The sequence below is a fragment of the Lentzea sp. NBRC 102530 genome, from assembly GCF_030269365.1.
Classification (GTDB): Bacteria; Actinomycetota; Actinomycetes; order Mycobacteriales; family Pseudonocardiaceae; genus Lentzea.
The window spans coordinates 140,835-156,405 of record NZ_BSTF01000016.1; the positions used below are offsets into that span (position 1 = coordinate 140,835).

The 15,571-nt window shown below is 68.7% G+C and carries 16 protein-coding genes; 10 read left to right on the top strand and 6 right to left on the bottom strand.

Annotation, left to right across the window (positions count from 1 at the left end; genetic code table 11):
- Positions 1-147: 147 nt before the first annotated feature.
- From QSK25_RS34925 to QSK25_RS34935, 3 genes are read right to left on the bottom strand one after another with little or no spacing between them, the layout of a single operon-like run.
- Entirely contained in the window at positions 148-951 is an 804-nt protein-coding gene (locus tag QSK25_RS34925) for an alpha/beta fold hydrolase (protein ID WP_285644684.1), read from the bottom strand.
- A gap of 18 nt (positions 952-969) precedes the next feature.
- Positions 970-1,401: a cupin domain-containing protein gene (locus QSK25_RS34930; protein ID WP_285644685.1), complete on the bottom strand. Its 432-nt coding sequence runs from the start codon at positions 1,399-1,401 to the stop codon at positions 970-972.
- Complete coding sequence (locus QSK25_RS34935; protein ID WP_285644687.1) at positions 1,398-2,882, bottom strand: GGDEF domain-containing protein; 1,485 nt, start codon at positions 2,880-2,882, stop codon at positions 1,398-1,400. Before QSK25_RS34935 ends, QSK25_RS34930 begins: the two co-directional genes overlap by 4 nt.
- A 139-nt stretch (positions 2,883-3,021) precedes the next feature.
- On the opposite strand from QSK25_RS34935, the gene ruvC reads away from it, so the two are divergent.
- The 7 genes from ruvC to QSK25_RS34970 all read left to right on the top strand — a co-directional run bounded on the left by ruvC (position 3,022) and on the right by QSK25_RS34970 (position 9,327).
- Positions 3,022-3,591, top strand: coding sequence for a crossover junction endodeoxyribonuclease RuvC (gene ruvC, locus QSK25_RS34940; RefSeq protein WP_285644689.1), 570 nt, complete (start codon positions 3,022-3,024; stop codon positions 3,589-3,591).
- Positions 3,592-3,697: 106 nt separating this feature from the next.
- Positions 3,698-4,279 carry a Holliday junction branch migration protein RuvA gene (gene ruvA, locus QSK25_RS34945; protein ID WP_285644691.1) on the top strand — a complete coding sequence of 194 codons (582 nt, stop codon included), beginning with the start codon at positions 3,698-3,700 and terminating at the stop codon, positions 4,277-4,279.
- Positions 4,279-5,289: a Holliday junction branch migration DNA helicase RuvB gene (gene ruvB / locus QSK25_RS34950; RefSeq protein WP_285644692.1), complete on the top strand. Its 1,011-nt coding sequence runs from the start codon at positions 4,279-4,281 to the stop codon at positions 5,287-5,289. Before ruvA ends, ruvB begins: the two co-directional genes overlap by 1 nt.
- A 90-nt stretch (positions 5,290-5,379) precedes the next feature.
- Positions 5,380-5,724: a preprotein translocase subunit YajC gene (yajC, locus tag QSK25_RS34955; RefSeq protein WP_285644694.1), complete on the top strand. Its 345-nt coding sequence runs from the start codon at positions 5,380-5,382 to the stop codon at positions 5,722-5,724.
- 129 nt (positions 5,725-5,853) lie between these two features.
- Positions 5,854-7,656, top strand: coding sequence for a protein translocase subunit SecD (secD, locus tag QSK25_RS34960; RefSeq protein ID WP_285644696.1), 1,803 nt, complete (start codon positions 5,854-5,856; stop codon positions 7,654-7,656).
- A 1-nt stretch (position 7,657) separates the two neighbouring features.
- Positions 7,658-8,812, top strand: coding sequence for a protein translocase subunit SecF (gene secF / locus QSK25_RS34965; protein ID WP_285644698.1), 1,155 nt, complete (start codon positions 7,658-7,660; stop codon positions 8,810-8,812).
- Positions 8,809-9,327: an adenine phosphoribosyltransferase gene (locus QSK25_RS34970; RefSeq protein WP_285644700.1), complete on the top strand. Its 519-nt coding sequence runs from the start codon at positions 8,809-8,811 to the stop codon at positions 9,325-9,327. The genes secF and QSK25_RS34970 overlap by 4 nt, the downstream gene beginning before the upstream one ends.
- A 12-nt stretch (positions 9,328-9,339) precedes the next feature.
- Here the strand turns inward: QSK25_RS34970 and QSK25_RS34975 are convergent, their stop codons facing one another.
- Both QSK25_RS34975 and QSK25_RS34980 read right to left on the bottom strand, forming a co-directional pair.
- Positions 9,340-9,594 (bottom strand): hypothetical protein, encoded by a 255-nt coding sequence (locus QSK25_RS34975; protein WP_285644701.1) that lies wholly within the window; start codon positions 9,592-9,594, stop codon positions 9,340-9,342.
- A 195-nt stretch (positions 9,595-9,789) separates the two neighbouring features.
- A complete protein-coding gene (locus QSK25_RS34980; RefSeq protein WP_285644702.1) occupies positions 9,790-10,071 on the bottom strand; it encodes a hypothetical protein in 282 nt (93 codons plus the stop codon).
- 435 nt (positions 10,072-10,506) lie between these two features.
- Between QSK25_RS34980 and QSK25_RS34985 the strand changes: the two genes are divergently transcribed.
- Together QSK25_RS34985 and QSK25_RS34990 are read left to right on the top strand one after the other, a co-directional pair.
- Positions 10,507-11,337, top strand: coding sequence for a helix-turn-helix domain-containing protein (locus QSK25_RS34985; RefSeq protein WP_285644703.1), 831 nt, complete (start codon positions 10,507-10,509; stop codon positions 11,335-11,337).
- A gap of 146 nt (positions 11,338-11,483) precedes the next feature.
- Positions 11,484-13,769: a RelA/SpoT family protein gene (locus tag QSK25_RS34990; RefSeq protein ID WP_502881922.1), complete on the top strand. Its 2,286-nt coding sequence runs from the start codon at positions 11,484-11,486 to the stop codon at positions 13,767-13,769.
- Positions 13,770-13,878: 109 nt separating this feature from the next.
- Here QSK25_RS34990 and QSK25_RS34995 read toward each other — a convergent pair whose 3' ends face one another.
- Entirely contained in the window at positions 13,879-14,736 is an 858-nt protein-coding gene (locus QSK25_RS34995) for a peptidylprolyl isomerase (protein ID WP_285644708.1), read from the bottom strand.
- Positions 14,737-14,850: 114 nt separating this feature from the next.
- Between QSK25_RS34995 and QSK25_RS35000 the strand changes: the two genes are divergently transcribed.
- Positions 14,851-15,570, top strand: a complete 720-nt coding sequence (locus QSK25_RS35000) for an MBL fold metallo-hydrolase (RefSeq protein ID WP_285644710.1) — start codon at positions 14,851-14,853, stop codon at positions 15,568-15,570.
- Position 15,571: the final 1 nt, after the last annotated feature.

A 15,571-nucleotide genomic window follows, 5' to 3' on the forward strand; every position in this document is an offset into this window, starting at 1 on the left:
GTGGGCGGGACCTACGCGTTCGTCACGGCGAACTGAGCGTGACCGTGCCGGACAGGTGCTGCCCGTGGCGCAACCCGCACAGGAACGCGTGCAACCCCGGATTCGCCTCCGCCGGCTCGTGCTCGTGGGCCCGCGGGGCCCGGCGGTTCACGCGCCGCCCAGGAACTCGACCAGCAGCCGGTTCACCTCGTCCGGCCGTTCCAGGTACCCGACGTGCCCGGCGTCCGCGACCTCCGCGTACCGCGCGCCCGGGATCACCTCCGCCACCTCGCGCGAGAGCCGCGCGGGCAGCACCAGGTCGTCCGCGAAACCGATCACCAGCGACCGCGTCGTGATGGCGCGGTAGGCGTCCAGGCGCGTGTCGTACTCGGCGAGCGCCAGCTGGACGCGTTCGCCCGGGCCGAGCGTCGAACCCGCGAACTCGTACATCTGCAACCAGTCGCGCGCGACCATCGGGTCCGCGAGCGTCGCCTGCGACAGGTTCCGCACCACCGACGCCACCGCGTAGAACGGCAGCGGGACCTCGACGCCCTTGTCGTGCAGGTCGCACAACGCCTGCGACCACGCCTGCTGCACGGGTTCGGGACGCCCGGCGGTCGCCATCAGCACCGCCGACCGCACCAGCTCGGGGCGTGCCAGCGCCAGTTCCTGGGTGATCCGCGCGCCCAGCGACGTGCCGATCACGTGCGCCGGACCGCCCAGGTGCTCGATCACCGCCGCGGTGTCCGCCACCATGTCGTCGAGCGTGAAGCCCTCGCCGCACTCCGAGGACGGCCTGATGCCGCGGTTGTCGAAGTACGCCACCCGGTACCCGGCTTTGACCAGCGCGGGCACCTGGTAGGTGCGCCAGACGCGGCCTGGACTGCCGGTGCCCATCACGAGCACGACGAGATCGCCGGAACCCTCGGTCTGGACGTTCAGCTCGATGCCGTTGAGCGGGACAAGCGCCATTCCCGAGATCCTAGGGATTCAGAACCTGCACAGGGGTCGAATGACGGTGGCGTGTGAGGGATAACGCTCGCACAGCGCGTCCGCGTGCCCGAACTCCACGATGTCGTCGGTGTACGGCGGCACCACCACCGTGCCGACCAACGACCAGTCGCCCGCCGGAGTGCTGCCCTGCCAGACGCCGGCCGGCACCACGACCTGCGGGTTCGACGCGCTGAGCACCGGCTCGGTGACCGAACCGTCCGGGTGCAGCAGCAGCATCCGCAACGGCGAGCCGGCGTGGAAGTGGTAGATCTCCAGGTGCTCCAGCACGTGCATGCCGGAGAAGTCGGGGCTGCGCAACAGGTACGCGATCGCCGACACCTCGTCGGAGCGGTGCGTCTGCGCGAAGTACCCGCCCTCGACGGGCAGCTCCTGCATGTCCAGCGAGGCGATCAACTGCTCTGGGGTCACGTCATCTCCGGAAGCGGTGAACCGTGCACGACGACCATGCCCTTGCCGAGCCGCTTCGCCGTGTACATCGCGGCGTCCGCGGCTCCCAGCACGTCGTCGGCGGTGATCTTGGGATCGTACGAGAACCGTTGGGCCACACCGATGCTGGCGTGCACGCGGTGGGTCCGTCCGCGCACCTCGTGCGGGTGGCCGAGCGAGTCGAGCAGGCGGGCGCCGATCTCCTCGGCGTCGCCGCCGTCGACCAGCACGCCGAACTCGTCCCCGCCGAGCCGGGCCACGGTGTCTTCCGGGCGGACGCTGTTCTCCAGCCGTGCGGCGACGTTGCGCAGGACGACGTCGCCCTCCGCGTGGCCGTTGTTGTCGTTGACCGCTTTGAAGCCGTCCACGTCGATGAACAACAGGATCAACGGCTTGGCGCGGTCACGCACGGAAAGCGCGCGCTCCAGCCGTTCGCGGAACAACGAGCGGTTCGCGACACCGGTCAACGGATCGTGCGTCGCCTCGTGCCGCAGCTGCTCACGAGAGACGCGCAGCTGATCCATCAGCCGTACGTTGTCCATCATCGTGAGCAACTGACGCACGATCACGAGACACATGACCACCAGCCCGACGTAGATCTCGACCGGGTTCAGCCGCCCGCCCGTCGCGGTGTTCCAGATGACGAACAACCCGGTGATCGCGAGCGGCAGGTACGGCACGAGCAGGTGCAGCAGGTCCGCCGTGCGCATCCGTCCGGGCGTCGGGTCGAGGTTGCGCGCCGGGGCCAGCGCGCTCAGCAGGAACAACGCCGGGCACAGCATGAACCCGATGTCCACCGTCGCCGGAATCGCCGTGTTGCCCTTGGAGATGTAGAACGCGAACACCCAGCCCGACGACGACTGCGCGATGCCCGCCAGCGCGACGAAGAGCATCGGCCACTGGCGCACGGCCTGATGGGTCCACGACATCACGACGATCGCCACCAGCAGCACGAGGTACGCGGCGGGATGCGCGATCACCGTGGCGAACCCGGGCCCCGAGGTGGCCCACGCGCGGGTCAGCGACTCCAGCGCCGACACCCACGTCAGCACGAACAGCGACCCGATCACGATCAGCCCGTCCAGCACGACGACCGTGCGGCTGCGGTAGTTCGGCAGCAGGTCGTCCGCGCGGCGGTGCTGCGCCTTCGCGATGAGCGCGGCCAGGCACAGCACCGGCACCATCGTGAACCCGAGCGGCGCGATCGTGGACGACGGCAGCTGCACGCCCATGATCTGCTGGCCCCAGATCCACGCCGACAGGCCGACGCTCAGGCTCGCCATCGCCGCCGTCATCCAGCGGTTCCGCCTGCGCGCGTATGCGATCAGCGCCGCCACGGCGAAGCCGAGCTGCACCACCTTGTCGATTGCGATACCGATATCGCGCGGGGCGGCGAGGGCGGTGAGGATGGCGATCGCCATGAAGGTGCCGACGCACCCGGCGATGATCCAGAACCGCTTCACCCGTGCACTCCCGTGATCGAAACCCGACTACCGTAGTAACGGCGGAGTGGACTTGTCGAACCGTGTCGGTGACTGGCGCCTATGGGTGCACCGGATATGGTTCGAACTGTTGTTCGTCCAGCGATGCGGGGAGCCGGTTGTGCGGGTGTTCGGGGTCGACCCCGGTCTGACCAGGTGCGGCTTCGGCGTGGTGGACGGCGGCCCTGGCCGGGTCGTGCGCGCCGTCGCCGTCGACGTCCTGCGCACGCCCGTTGACGCTCCTCTGTCCGTGCGTCTGCATGAGCTGTACGAAGGCCTCTGCGTGTGGCTCGACCGTTACGAACCTCAGGTCATGGCCATCGAACGGGTCTTCGCGCAGCACAACGTCCGCACCGCCATGGGGGTGGCGCAGGCGTCCGGCGTGGTGGCGCTGGCCGCCGCGCAACGCGACCTGCCGGTCGAGTTCCACACGCCGTCCGAGGTGAAGGCCGCCGTCACCGGCTCGGGCCGCGCGGACAAGGCACAGGTGACGGCCATGGTGACCAAACTCCTCGGTCTCAAGACCGCCCCGAAACCGGCGGACGCCGCGGACGCCCTGGCGATCGCGATCTGCCACCACTGGCGCGCGCCGATGCGTTCGCGCCTGGAAGAAGCCCAGGCCAAGGCGGCCGAACTCGCCCGCGTGCACCGGGCGAAGCTCGCCGAAGCGGCCCGGCGGAGCGCGCCGTGATCGTTTCAGCGCTCGCCGAAATCGTCAGTGCCTGCTGGAAGAATGAAATCAAGGGGTCCCCTTCGCGAGGGGACGCCTGCGTGAGCGTGAAGTCCGGAGGAACCAGGTGATCTCGTCACTGCGCGGCCAGGTGCAGCACGTCGGCCTCGACCACGCCGTCGTCGAGGTGGGCGGTGTCGGGTTCGCCGTCCAGGCCACCCCGACCACCCTCGCGAGCCTGCGCCGAGGCGAGGAGGCCACCCTCGCCACCACCCTGATCGTGCGCGAGGACAGCCTCACCCTGTTCGGCTTCGCCGACGCCGAGGCCCGCGAGCTGTTCGGCCTGCTCCAGACCGTGAGCGGGATCGGCCCGCGGATCGCGCTGGCGACCCTCGCGGTGCTGGAGCCCGACAAGCTGCGCCACGCGCTCGCCGAGGGCAACATCACCGTGCTCACGCAGGTGCCCGGCATCGGCAAGAAGGGCGCGGAACGCCTCATCATCGAGCTCCGCGACAAGGTCGGCCAGCTCGCCGCCCCCACCACGCCCGCGCACAGCCAAACGCGCGACCACGTCGTGGAGGCGCTGCTCGGCCTCGGCTTCCCGGCCAAGGCCGCCGAGGCCACCGTCGACACCGTCCTCGCGGACAACCCCGACCAGTCCACGCCGGCCGTCCTGCGCCGTGCGCTCGCCACCCTGGGGCGCAAGTGATGGAGGACGAGCTCAGCCCGTACGTCGCCCCCGCCGAACGCGACGTCGAGACGAGCCTGCGTCCCGCCGACCTGCACGAGTTCGTCGGTCAGCAGCGCGTCCGCGAACAGCTCGAGCTGGTCCTGCACGGCGCCATGCGGCGCGGCGCGGCCCCGGACCACGTGCTGCTCAGCGGCCCTCCCGGCCTCGGCAAGACCAGTCTCGCGATGATCATCGCCAAGGAGCTCGACGCCGCCATCCGCATCACCAGCGGCCCCGCCCTGGAACGCGCTGGCGACCTCGCCTCGATGCTGTCGAACCTGGTCGAGGGCGACGTGCTGTTCATCGACGAGATCCACCGCATGGCGCGGCCGGCGGAGGAGATGCTCTACCTCGCGATGGAGGACTTCCGCGTCGACGTGATGGTCGGCAAGGGCCCCGGCGCGACCAGCATCCCGCTCGACATCGCGCCGTTCACCCTGGTCGGTGCCACGACCAGGTCAGGTGCGCTGACCGGACCGCTCAGGGACCGCTTCGGCTTCACCGGGCACATGGAGTTCTACGCGCCCGAAGAGCTCGACCTCATCGTGAAGCGCAGCGCCAAGATCCTCGGCGTCGACATCGCCGAGGACGCCGCCATCGAGATCGCCGGACGGTCCCGAGGCACCCCCCGCATCGCGAACCGCCTGCTCCGCCGCGTCCGAGACTTCGCCGAGGTCAGGGCCGACGGCCTGGTCACGCAGGAGATCGCCCGGCAGGCCCTGGTCGTCTACGACGTCGACGAACTCGGCCTCGACCGGCTCGACCGCGCGGTGCTGAACGCCCTGGTCAAGAGCTTCCACGGCGGTCCCGTCGGCGTCGCGACCCTGGCGGTCGCCGTCGGTGAGGAGACCACCACCGTCGAAGAGGTCTGCGAACCGTATTTGGTGCGGGCTGGCATGCTGGCCCGTACACCACGCGGCCGAGTGGCGACGCCCGCCGCGTGGCTCCACCTGGGACTGGAACCGCCCGCCGGTGATCAACTGTGGTGACCTGGCACAATCGGTGAAAGCACCTGGACATATCGGGCGTGCGTCGAGGCATGTCCATTTGATCGGAGAATGATGGACCTTGGCAGTTTGATGTTCCCGTTGCTTCTGGTTCTGCTCGCGGTGCCGCTGTTCCTCAGCGCGCGCAAGCAGAAGCGGGCGATGGCCGAGCAGCAGTCCTTGCAGAGCTCGCTCACGGTGGGCGACAAGGTGATGACGACGTCGGGCCTGTACGGCACCGTCGCCGACGCGAGCCACGACACCACCATCGACATCGAGATCTCCGAGGGCGTCGTCACCCGGTGGCTGCGTGCCGCGATCCGCGAGAAGGTGGCGGAGACCGATGAGGCAGTGGTCGAGGACAAGGCCGACGAGGACGAGGAGCAGGTGACCACCGCACAGGTCGCCGAGCCCTTGGACCACAACGCCAAGAAGTAACCAACAGAGTCGTGACACCTGGAGTTGGCAACTGTGAACACCGCCAACTCCAGGTAGTGACGCGCAGCTCACGCGGCGCGCGTTACGCTGCGCGCTCGGAAACCATCGCTACTAGGAGACGGACGGATCGTGGCACCTCCGGCCGGGCAAATTCGCCCTGCGAAGTATCTGGCGAGTTTTGTCCTCATCGTGGTCGCGCTCTACGCCCTGGTCTTTCTGACCGGGAACGGTTCGGCCAAACCCAAGCTCGGAATCGACCTCCAGGGTGGCACGCTCGTCACCCTGACGGCTCGGCAGGAAGACGGCGCGCAGCCGAGTGAAGAGGCGCTCAACCGGGCGCGCGACCTCATCGAGGTCCGCGTGAACGGGCTCGGCGTCTCCGGTGCCGAGGTCGTGCGAGACGGCAACAACCTGGTGATCACGGTCCCGGGCGCGGACAGCGAAGGCGCGAAGGGCCTCGGCCAGACCGCCCGCCTCGCGTTCCGCAAGGTCGTCGGCCAGCCGGTCCCCGCCGGCGCCGCGCCGAACCCCACGCAGACGTCCTCGAGCACGCCGCCGTCCGGCACCAGCACGCCGCCGTCCGCACCGCCGAGCCAGAGCGTCGGCCAGGCCCCGCCGTCGAGCGGTGCCCCGCAGGGCCGCCCCGCGCCGCAGCTCGCCGCGCAGCCGTCCAGCACGCCGCCGTCCGGCACGAGCACGCCGCCGTCGAGCAACGCGAGCACGCCGCCCAGCACGCCGTCCGCCCCCTCCAACGTCGACCCGAAGGTCGCGAAGGAGATCCAGGAGGCCAAGGCGCTGCGCCAGTCCACGGACCCGCAGGTGCTGCAGCAGGCCGCCCTGATGCTCGACTGCACGCAGCCCGACCCGCTGCGCGGCAACGACGACCTCGACAAGCCGCTCGTCACGTGCGACGAGAAGGGCGAGTTCAAGTACACCCTGGCCCCGGTCAACCCTCCCAAGGAGGACACCGAGACCAAGGCGGACGACTTCGCCAACTACTCCCGCCTGACCGGTGAGGACATCAACAACGCCGCGGCGAACAACAACCCGAACGGCACCGGCTACGTCGTCAACCTGGACTTCAAGTCCGAGGGCGGCAGCAAGTGGGCCAAGTTCACCGCCGCCAACGTCCAGCAGGCCGTCGCGGTCGTGCTCGATGGCGAGGTCATGTCCGCGCCGACGATCCAGTCGGCCATTGAGGGCGGTTCGACCGAGATCAGCGGCAAGTTCACGCTGAAGGAAGCCCAGAACCTCGCGAACACGCTGAAGTACGGCGCGCTGCCGCTGTCCTTCGACTCGTCCGAGGCGCAGACGATCTCCCCGACTCTCGGCCTGCAGTCGCTCAAGGCCGGTCTGATCGCCGGCGGCATCGGCCTCGCGCTGGTCTTCGTCTACTGCCTGTTCTACTACCGCCTGCTCGGCATCCTGACGATCCTGTCGCTGGTCCTGTCCGGTGTGGTCATCTACGCCGTGCTGGTCCTGCTGGGCCGCCTGATCGGGTTCACGCTCGACCTCGCCGGCATCGCGGGCTTCATCGTCGCCATCGGTATCACCGCCGACTCGTTCATCGTCTTCTTCGAACGCCTGAAGGACGAAGTGCGTGAGGGGCGTTCGTTCCGTTCGGCCGTGCCGCGCGCATGGGTCCGTTCGCGCCGCACGATCCTCTCGGCCGACGCGGTCAGCTTCATCGCCGCCGCCGTGCTGTACGTCATCGCCGTCGGCCAGGTGAAGGGCTTCGCGTTCACCCTGGGCATGTCCACGGTCCTCGACCTCGTGGTCGTGTTCCTCGTGACGCACCCGCTCGTCGCGATGGCGTCGAAGTCCAAGTTCCTCTCCAACCCGAGCCTGTCGGGCCTGGGCGGTGCCGCCCGCGAGGGTGCCGCACACCGCGCCACCACGACCGGCAAGACCACCGCCGTGAAGGAGGCCTGACATGAGCAGCGTGTTCTCACGGCTCTACGTGGGCAACGGCGCCTTCGACATCGTCGGCAAGCGCACCCGCTGGTACATCGTCTCGGGCATCATCCTGCTGGTCTGCATCGGCTCGATGGTGTTCAAGGGCTTCAACCTCGGCATCGACTTCGAGGGCGGCACCAAGATCTCCCTGCCGTCGATCTCGGCCAGCGGTCAGACGATCACGCCGGCCGCCGTCGAGGACGCCTACGCGAAGGCCGTCCCCGGCAAGAAGCCGAACGCCGTGCAGGCCGTCGGTTCCGGCGCCAGCGCGACGATCCAGCTCAAGTCCCCGGCCCTGAACGTCGCCGAGGTCTCGGCGCTGAAGACGGGCCTCGCGCAGGACCTCCAGCCGCAGGGCGGCCAGACGGCGATCTCCGACAGCGCCGTCTCCGCGTCCTGGGGCGGTGAGATCAGCGGCAAGGCCCTCTGGGCCCTGTTCTGGTTCTTCGTCGCGGTGACGATCTTCCTGGTGTTCTACTTCGAGTGGCAGATGGCCGTCGGCGCGCTCGTCGCCGTGTTCCACGACGTCATCATCACCGCCGGTGTGTACTCGCTCATCGGCTTCGAGGTGACGCCCGCGACGGTGATCGGTCTGCTCACCATCCTCGGCTTCTCGCTGTACGACACAGTCGTCGTGTTCGACAAGGTCAAGGAGAACACCCGAGGGCTGCTGGGCCTGACTCGCCGCACCTACGCCGAGGCGTCGAACCTGGCGCTGAACCAGACCCTGATGCGCTCGATCAACACCTCGTTGATCGCGCTCCTCCCGGTCATCGGCCTGCTGGTCGTCGGCGTCGGCATCCTGGGCGTCGGCACCCTGCAGGACCTCGCGCTCGTGCAGCTCGTCGGCATGTTCATCGGCGCCCTGTCCTCGATCTTCATCGCCACCCCGGTGCTGGTGGACCTGAAGATGCGCGACCCGAAGTACATCGCGCAGGCCAAGCGCGTGGCGGCCCGCCGCGCCAAGGCCACGGGCCCGCAGGTCGCCGAGGGCATCGAGTCGGTCGACGAGGACAACCTCGCCGCCGACCTGCGCAAGGAAGAGGCGTACGCCGCCGCCGCGTCGGTGCCCCACCGCACCGCCAAGGCCGCCGACGCGCGCCGCCGTCCGACCGGGAAGCGCCAGCGTTGAAATTGGATCGTGCTCTGGGACTGATGCGTGAAGTCCCGGACTTCCCCCAGCCAGGGGTCGTCTTCCGGGACTTCACGCCGGTTCTCACCGACCCGGACGCCCTGCGCGCCGTGGTCGACGCACTGCAGGACAAGATCGACGACAGCACCCAGTTGATCGCCGCCATCGAGTCGCGCGGCTTCCTGCTGGGTGCTGCTCTGGGTTACGGCTGGCGCTACGGCGTGGTGCCGTTGCGCAAACCGGGCAAGCTCCCGGTGGTCGCCGACTCCGTGGCGTACGCCCTGGAGTACGGCGAGGCCTCCCTGGAACTGCCCGCGGGCGCCATCGAACCGGGACAGCGCGTGGTCGTCGTCGACGACGTGCTCGCCACCGGTGGCACCGCGGAGGCCGCCTGCACGCTCGTGGAGCGCGCGGGCGGCATCGTGACGGGTGTGTCGGTGGTGCTGGAGATCTCCGCGCTGGGCGGCCGTTCCCGCCTGGCGGGCCGAGAGGTCAACGCCCTGCTGGCCGTGTGACGCCGCCGGGGGTCACTGCGCGAGAACCGCGAACGTGACCCCCACGGCGAAGCCCAGCAGCATGAGCACCTGCGCCAGCACGTAGTAGATCGCCAAGCTCAGGAAGATGAGCACCCACGGCTTGATCCGGACCTTCTTGGCGAGTGCCCACATGATCACCGTGGTGAGGATCCACAACACGAACCCGAAGACCAGCGCGCCGATCATCGGGTCGTACGCGGCGCCGGTCCGCAGCGTCCAGACGCCGATCCCGACCACGAGCGCCACGAACCAGACGCCGGCACCGGCGGCAGCGTGACCGAACGGCGTTCCGTTGCTCTGCTCTCTGCTCCGCGTGCGAACTTCCGCGGCAGGGTGCGGTGAATCAGACATGCGGTCCCCCCAGACCTCGCGCTCACGTCGAGTGACCATCATGGCAGCCGCGTAACCGCCAAAACACCGCCTGGTGGTGGAGGTCGCACCTCAGGCGACCGGCGGCGGAGCCATGAACGCCGCGCCCACGCTCACGAACACCAGCGTCACCAGCGACGCGGGCGCCGTCACCACCACGATCTCCCACAGCCGAGGCCTCGGCGGAACCGCCCGGCGCAGCACCAGCCAGCTGAGCGCGGTCGCGATCACCCAGCCGACCGCCGACCCGACCAGGGACCGCTGGTCGACGTGGCCCGGGTCGTCGAGGGCCAGGTACGCCATCGTGCCCAGCCACACGAACGTCAACGCCGCGCACCACAGCAGAGTCCTCACACGCCTGAGTCTGTCAGGTCGCGCGCGTATGCCTCTCGGCTCGTTGTTCAGCGCATTTCTGCGGCTCATTTTCGTGGGTGTTTTGCGTTGCCGCGAGAGAGAAGGGCACCTACGGCACCTATGCCCGCTCGTCCAGCTCGTTCACCCGAACGTGTGCCGTTTGACGTGCTTTTATCCCGCTTTGCTGCGGTACGGTCGAACGTATGAGCGACCCGAACTTTCCTCTCCTGTCCACCGACGTTCGCCTCCTCGTCGCCCGTCGCCTCGGCGTCACCCCGATCCGTCGCGGCGGCCGGCGGGTGAAGCTCCACAGTGGACTCCCGCCTCGTCTCCCTCCCGTCGGGCCCGTCCCCGCCCGCACGCCGAAATCCCGCCGCGCCAGCAACTCCCGCACCGCCACGCCGTTCCCACCGTCCCCTCCGGACAGGAGGCCCCATGCCCGTCGTCGGCCGCGCGAGCGCGACCACCTCCACCGCCTACAGTCGCGCCCTGGGTGACGAACTGCGCCGCCTCCGCGAGAAGTTCACGCGGCTCACCGGCCACGCCTTCGCCGAGCAGCTCGGCTGGGACCCGAGCAAGGTCTCGAACATCGAGAAGGGCAAGGCGCGCGCGAGCGACATCGACCTCGTCCAGTACCTGATGACGTGCGGCCGCGACACCGGCTGTTTCGAGTCCTTCCGCGCCCGCTACCGCCACGCGTTCGACCCGGCCGTGCTGATCGCCCCGGCCGATCTCCGCCCGCTCACCCTGGCGGAGGCGCAGGCCGCGAAGATCACCAGCTACGACGTGCTGGCGATTCCCGCACTCCTCCAGATCCCCGGCTACACGCGAGCGCTCCTCGAATCAGGCCGCGGGCCGGCGGCCGAGGTCGACAAGTGCCTCCGCCGGCTGATGGACAGACAGGAGGCCCTGAGATGGCCGAATAGTCCGGAATGTCTTTTCTTCGTCCACGAACTCGCACTCCGGCTGCACGTGGGCGGCGAGAAGGTCATGGCGGAGCAGTACCTCCGGATGCTGCTCCCGGCGCACCCCGCGCACGCGGTGCGGATCGTGCCGCTGGCCGCCGGCCCAGGCCCGATCCGGGCATCCCCGAGAACGCTCATCAGCTTCGAGAAGCTGGCACCACTCGCCTGCGGAGAGGTGGCCGTGGGCACCGTGTTCACGCACGACGGTGGCTCCATCGCGGACAGTCGCGAGTTCTTCAAGTGGTTGGACGCCATCGCGTTGGACGAAGGGAGTTCGCGAAGAATCCTGGAGAGCCTCTGAGAGGGATTTCGGGAGATCCTCTGATCGGTGCGGCGGAAGTTCGGCGGGCGTTCATCGTGTGAGCTGCGCCGCTCAGCGCGCCATCGGAAGTTTCGTCAGCGTAAACGCGTTATCCTCGGTACTCGCGAGACCCGAGGAGCGTGGGGTTGAGTCAAGACACCGAACCCGCTGCGACGGTTGTTCAACCGTCGGCTACCCGGCGCGTGCGCGCCCGCCTCGCGCGGCGCATCACCGCCCAACGTGCGGCCCCGGTGAAGCAGGTCCTCGAACCTCTCGCCGCCGTGCACCGTGACCTCCATCCCAAGGCCGATCTGGCGCTTCTGCAGCACGCTTATGACGTCGCCGAGGAGAAGCACCGCCCGCAGCGCCGCAAGTCCGGCGATCCGTACATCACCCACCCGCTCGCCGTGGCGACGATCCTCGCCGAGCTGGGCATGGACACCACGACGCTGGTCGCCGCGCTGCTGCACGACACCGTGGAAGACACCGACTACTCGCTCAACCAGCTCAAGGAAGACTTCGGTGAGGAAGTCGCCCGGCTGGTCGACGGCGTCACGAAGCTCGACAAGGTCAAGCTGGGGGCAGCGGCCGAGGCCGAGACCATCCGCAAGATGGTCATCGCGATGGCGAAGGACCCGCGGGTCCTGGTCATCAAGCTCGCCGACCGGCTGCACAACATGCGCACCATGCGGTTCCTGCCGCCGGAGAAGCAGGCCCGCAAGGCCCGGGAAACGCTCGAAGTGCTCGCACCGCTGGCCCACCGGCTGGGCATGGCGACGGTCAAGTGGGAGCTGGAGGACCTCGCGTTCGCGATCCTGCAGCCCAAGAAGTACGACGAGATCGTCCGCCTGGTCGCGAAGCGCGCGCCGAGTCGTGACACCTACCTGCGGTCCGTGGTCGACGAGCTGAACGGTCAGCTCGAGACCGCGCGGATCGTGGCGAAGGTCGAGGGCAGGCCGAAGCACTACTACTCGATCAACCAGAAGATGATCGTCCGCGGGCGGGACTTCGACGACATCCACGACCTCGTGGGCGTCCGGATCCTCGTGGACGAGGTGCGCGACTGCTACGCCGCGATGGGCGTCGTGCACGCCGCCTGGCAGCCCATGCCGGGGCGGTTCAAGGACTACATCGCGCAGCCCCGGTTCGGCGTGTACCAGTCGCTGCACACGACCGTCATCGGTCCCGACGGCAAGCCCCTCGAGGTGCAGATCCGCACCCACGAGATGCACCAGCGGGCCGAGTACGGCATCGCGGCGCACTGGCGCTACAAGGAGACCAAGGGCACGCACAACGGCAAGTCCGTCGAGATCGACGAGATGGCGTGGATGCGCCAGCTCCTCGACTGGCAGCGGGAAGCCGCGGACCCCGGCGAGTTCCTCGAAGGGCTGCGGTGGGACCTCGCCGCGCGTGAGATCTTCGTGTTCACCCCCAAGGGTGACGTCGAGACGTTGCCGACGGGCTCGACGCCGGTCGACTTCGCCTACGCCGTGCACACCGAGGTCGGTCACCGCTGCATCGGCGCCCGCGTGAACGGTCGCCTGGTCGCGCTCGAGCGCAAGCTCGAGAACGGCGAGGTCGTCGAGATCTTCACCTCCAAGGCGGAGGGCGCGGGCCCGTCCCGCGACTGGTTGAGCTTCGTCGCGTCCCCGCGCGCCAAGGCGAAGATCAAGCAGTGGTTCGCCAAGGAGCGCAAGGAAGAGGCGATCGAGCAGGGCAAGGACGCGATCACCAAGGAGGTCCGGCGCGTCGGGCTGCCGATCCAGCGCCTGGTCAGCGTCGACTCGATGCAGGCCCTGGCGAAGGAACTGCACTACCCGGACATGAGCGCGCTGTACGCGGCGGTGGGCGAGGGGCACACCAGCGCCCGCCACGTCGTGCAACGGCTCGTCGCGCAGCTCGGCGGTGTGGACCACGCCGAGGAGGAACTGGCCGACCGCGCCACCCCGTCCACGGTCACCCGGCGCCGCCCCACCGGCGACGCGGGCGTGATCGTCAAGGACGCGGGCGACGTGTGGGTGAAGCTCGCCCGCTGCTGCACCCCGGTACCGGGCGACGACATCCTCGGCTTCGTGACGCGCGGCGGTGGCGTGTCCGTGCACCGCACCGACTGCACGAACGCGGACGAGCTGCTGAAGTCGCCGGAACGGCTCCTGGACGTCGAGTGGGCGCCGTCGGCGTCCAGCGTGTTCCTGGTCGCCATCCAGGTGGAGGCGCTCGACCGGCACCGGCTGCTCTCGGACGTCACGAAGGTGCTGGCGGACGAGCGGGTCAACATCCTGTCGGCGTCGGTGACGACGTCACGCGACAGGGTGGCCGTCAGCCGCTTCTCGTTCGAGATGGGTGACCCGAAGCACCTCGGGCACGTGCTGAAGGCCGTGCGGAGCGTTGAGGGCGTCTACGACGTCTACCGCGTGACCTCCGCGTCGTAACCGGCAGGACGGTCGTAACCGGCGAGGCAACTGGGGTGGACCAACGAGAAGGGCCCCGGAGCGGATGCTCCGGGGCCCTTCTGACGTGTCGAGGACGCGGTGTCGGGACCTAGTTCGCGACCAGCGCGGACTTGATGTCGACCGGGGTCTTCGGCTTGCCGTCGCCCTGGCCGGGCGCCTGCGAGATCGTGCCGGTCTTGGCGACCTCGTCGATCTTCTTCAGCGACTCCTCGTCGACCGTGCCGAAGATCGTGTACTTCGCCTGCAGGTTCGCGCCGTCGCCGTAGACGATGAAGAACTGCGAACCGTTCGTGTCCGGGCCCGAGTTCGCCATGGCGAGCACGCCGCGGCCGTAGGTGAGCTCCGGGTAGACCTCGTCCTTGAACGAGTAACCGGGACCGCCCATGCCGTTGCCGCCGGGGTCGCCGCACTGCAGGACCTGAATGCCGGTCACCACGAGGCGGTGGCACGTCGTGTTGTCGAAGTACTTCTGCTTCGCCAGGTTCACGAAGTTGTTGACCGTGCACGGCGCGAGCGCCTTGTCGAGGGTGAACTTCAGGTCACCGATCGAGGTGCCGAGCGTGACGCCGACCGTGCCGGTGGCGGGCTGCTCGCCGTTCGCGGGCGGCGTGTTCTCCTTGGCCGCCGGCTCCTGGCCCTTCGTGTATTCACAATTCACGTTGGCCGGAAGCGCGGTCGGGCGCTTCGGAATCTGGTGCAGCGCGGTGGGGATGTTCTCCGCCTTGTCCACCGACTCCTGGGTGGGAGTCTCCGACGCGGCGGCATCGCCATTGCCGAATACGTCATTGGTCGCGAGGAACCACACGCCACCTCCGACGAGCGCAACAACGACGACCGTCGACACGACGGCGATGATGCGACGCTTCTTGGCCCGCTCCTGGCGGTAGACCATTTGACGCTCAAGCTTGCGCTTGGCGTTCGCGCGTCGCTGCTCGTTGGTGGGCACGTGCTCCCTCCCCAGGGACTCATGCGAATAGGGCGGTCGGCTCGGGAGTCTAGGGCCTGGGCATATGAGCTTTGTGTGGTGGTTAGGCTGTGGTTGAACAGGGAGGTCATTTTCGTGCTCGTGATCGGGTTCCCCACCGGGGCGCTCCAGGCGAACTGCTTCGTCCTGGCGGCCGGTGAGGGCGAGCCCTGCGTGATCATCGACCCCGGTCAGGACGCGGTCGAACCGATCGAGCAGGCCTTGCGCAAGCACCGTCTCGCGCCTGTCGCCGTGCTGCTCACGCACGGGCACTTCGACCACACCTTCTCCGTCACGCCCGTGTGCGACGGCAACGACGTGCCCGCCTACATCCACCCGGATGACGTGGCGATGCTGTCGGACCCGTTGAAGGGCATCAGCCGCGAGTCGGCCGCGTTCTTCGGGGGCAACCTCGAGATGCGCGAGCCGTCCGAGGTCCGCGAGCTGACCGACGGCGCCGACCTGGACCTCGCCGGGCTGAAGATCAGCGTCGACCACACGCCGGGCCATACCGGCGGGTCGGTGATGTTCCGCTCCGGTGTGCAGGAAGGCGGTCGCCTGGTGATCTCGGGTGACACGCTCTTCGCCGGATCGATCGGACGCACCGACCTGCCGGGTGGCGACCACTCCAAGATGCTGTCGTCTCTGCAGAACAAGGTCATGACCTTGCCCGATGACACAGTGGTGCTGCCCGGCCACGGCCCGACGACGACCATAGGCCGCGAGCGTGCGACGAATCCTTACCTCCTGCAGCTGCAGGACGTTCGGGACACTGTTCACACCAAAAGCGCGGCCGCCCCGCACCGAGGACTTTGAG

Bases quoted from the DNA above. Each gene is read 5' to 3' on its own strand.
- QSK25_RS34925 (WP_285644684.1), bottom strand. From the start codon at position 951: ATGGCGCTTGTCCCGCTCAACGGCATCGAGCTGAACGTCCAGACCGAG.
- ruvB (WP_285644692.1), top strand. From the start codon at position 4,279: ATGGAGGACGAGCTCAGCCCGTACGTCGCCCCCGCCGAACGCGACGTC.
- yajC (WP_285644694.1), top strand. From the start codon at position 5,380: ATGTTCCCGTTGCTTCTGGTTCTGCTCGCGGTGCCGCTGTTCCTCAGC.
- secF (WP_285644698.1), top strand. From the start codon at position 7,658: ATGAGCAGCGTGTTCTCACGGCTCTACGTGGGCAACGGCGCCTTCGAC.
- QSK25_RS34985 (WP_285644703.1), top strand. From the start codon at position 10,507: ATGCCCGTCGTCGGCCGCGCGAGCGCGACCACCTCCACCGCCTACAGT.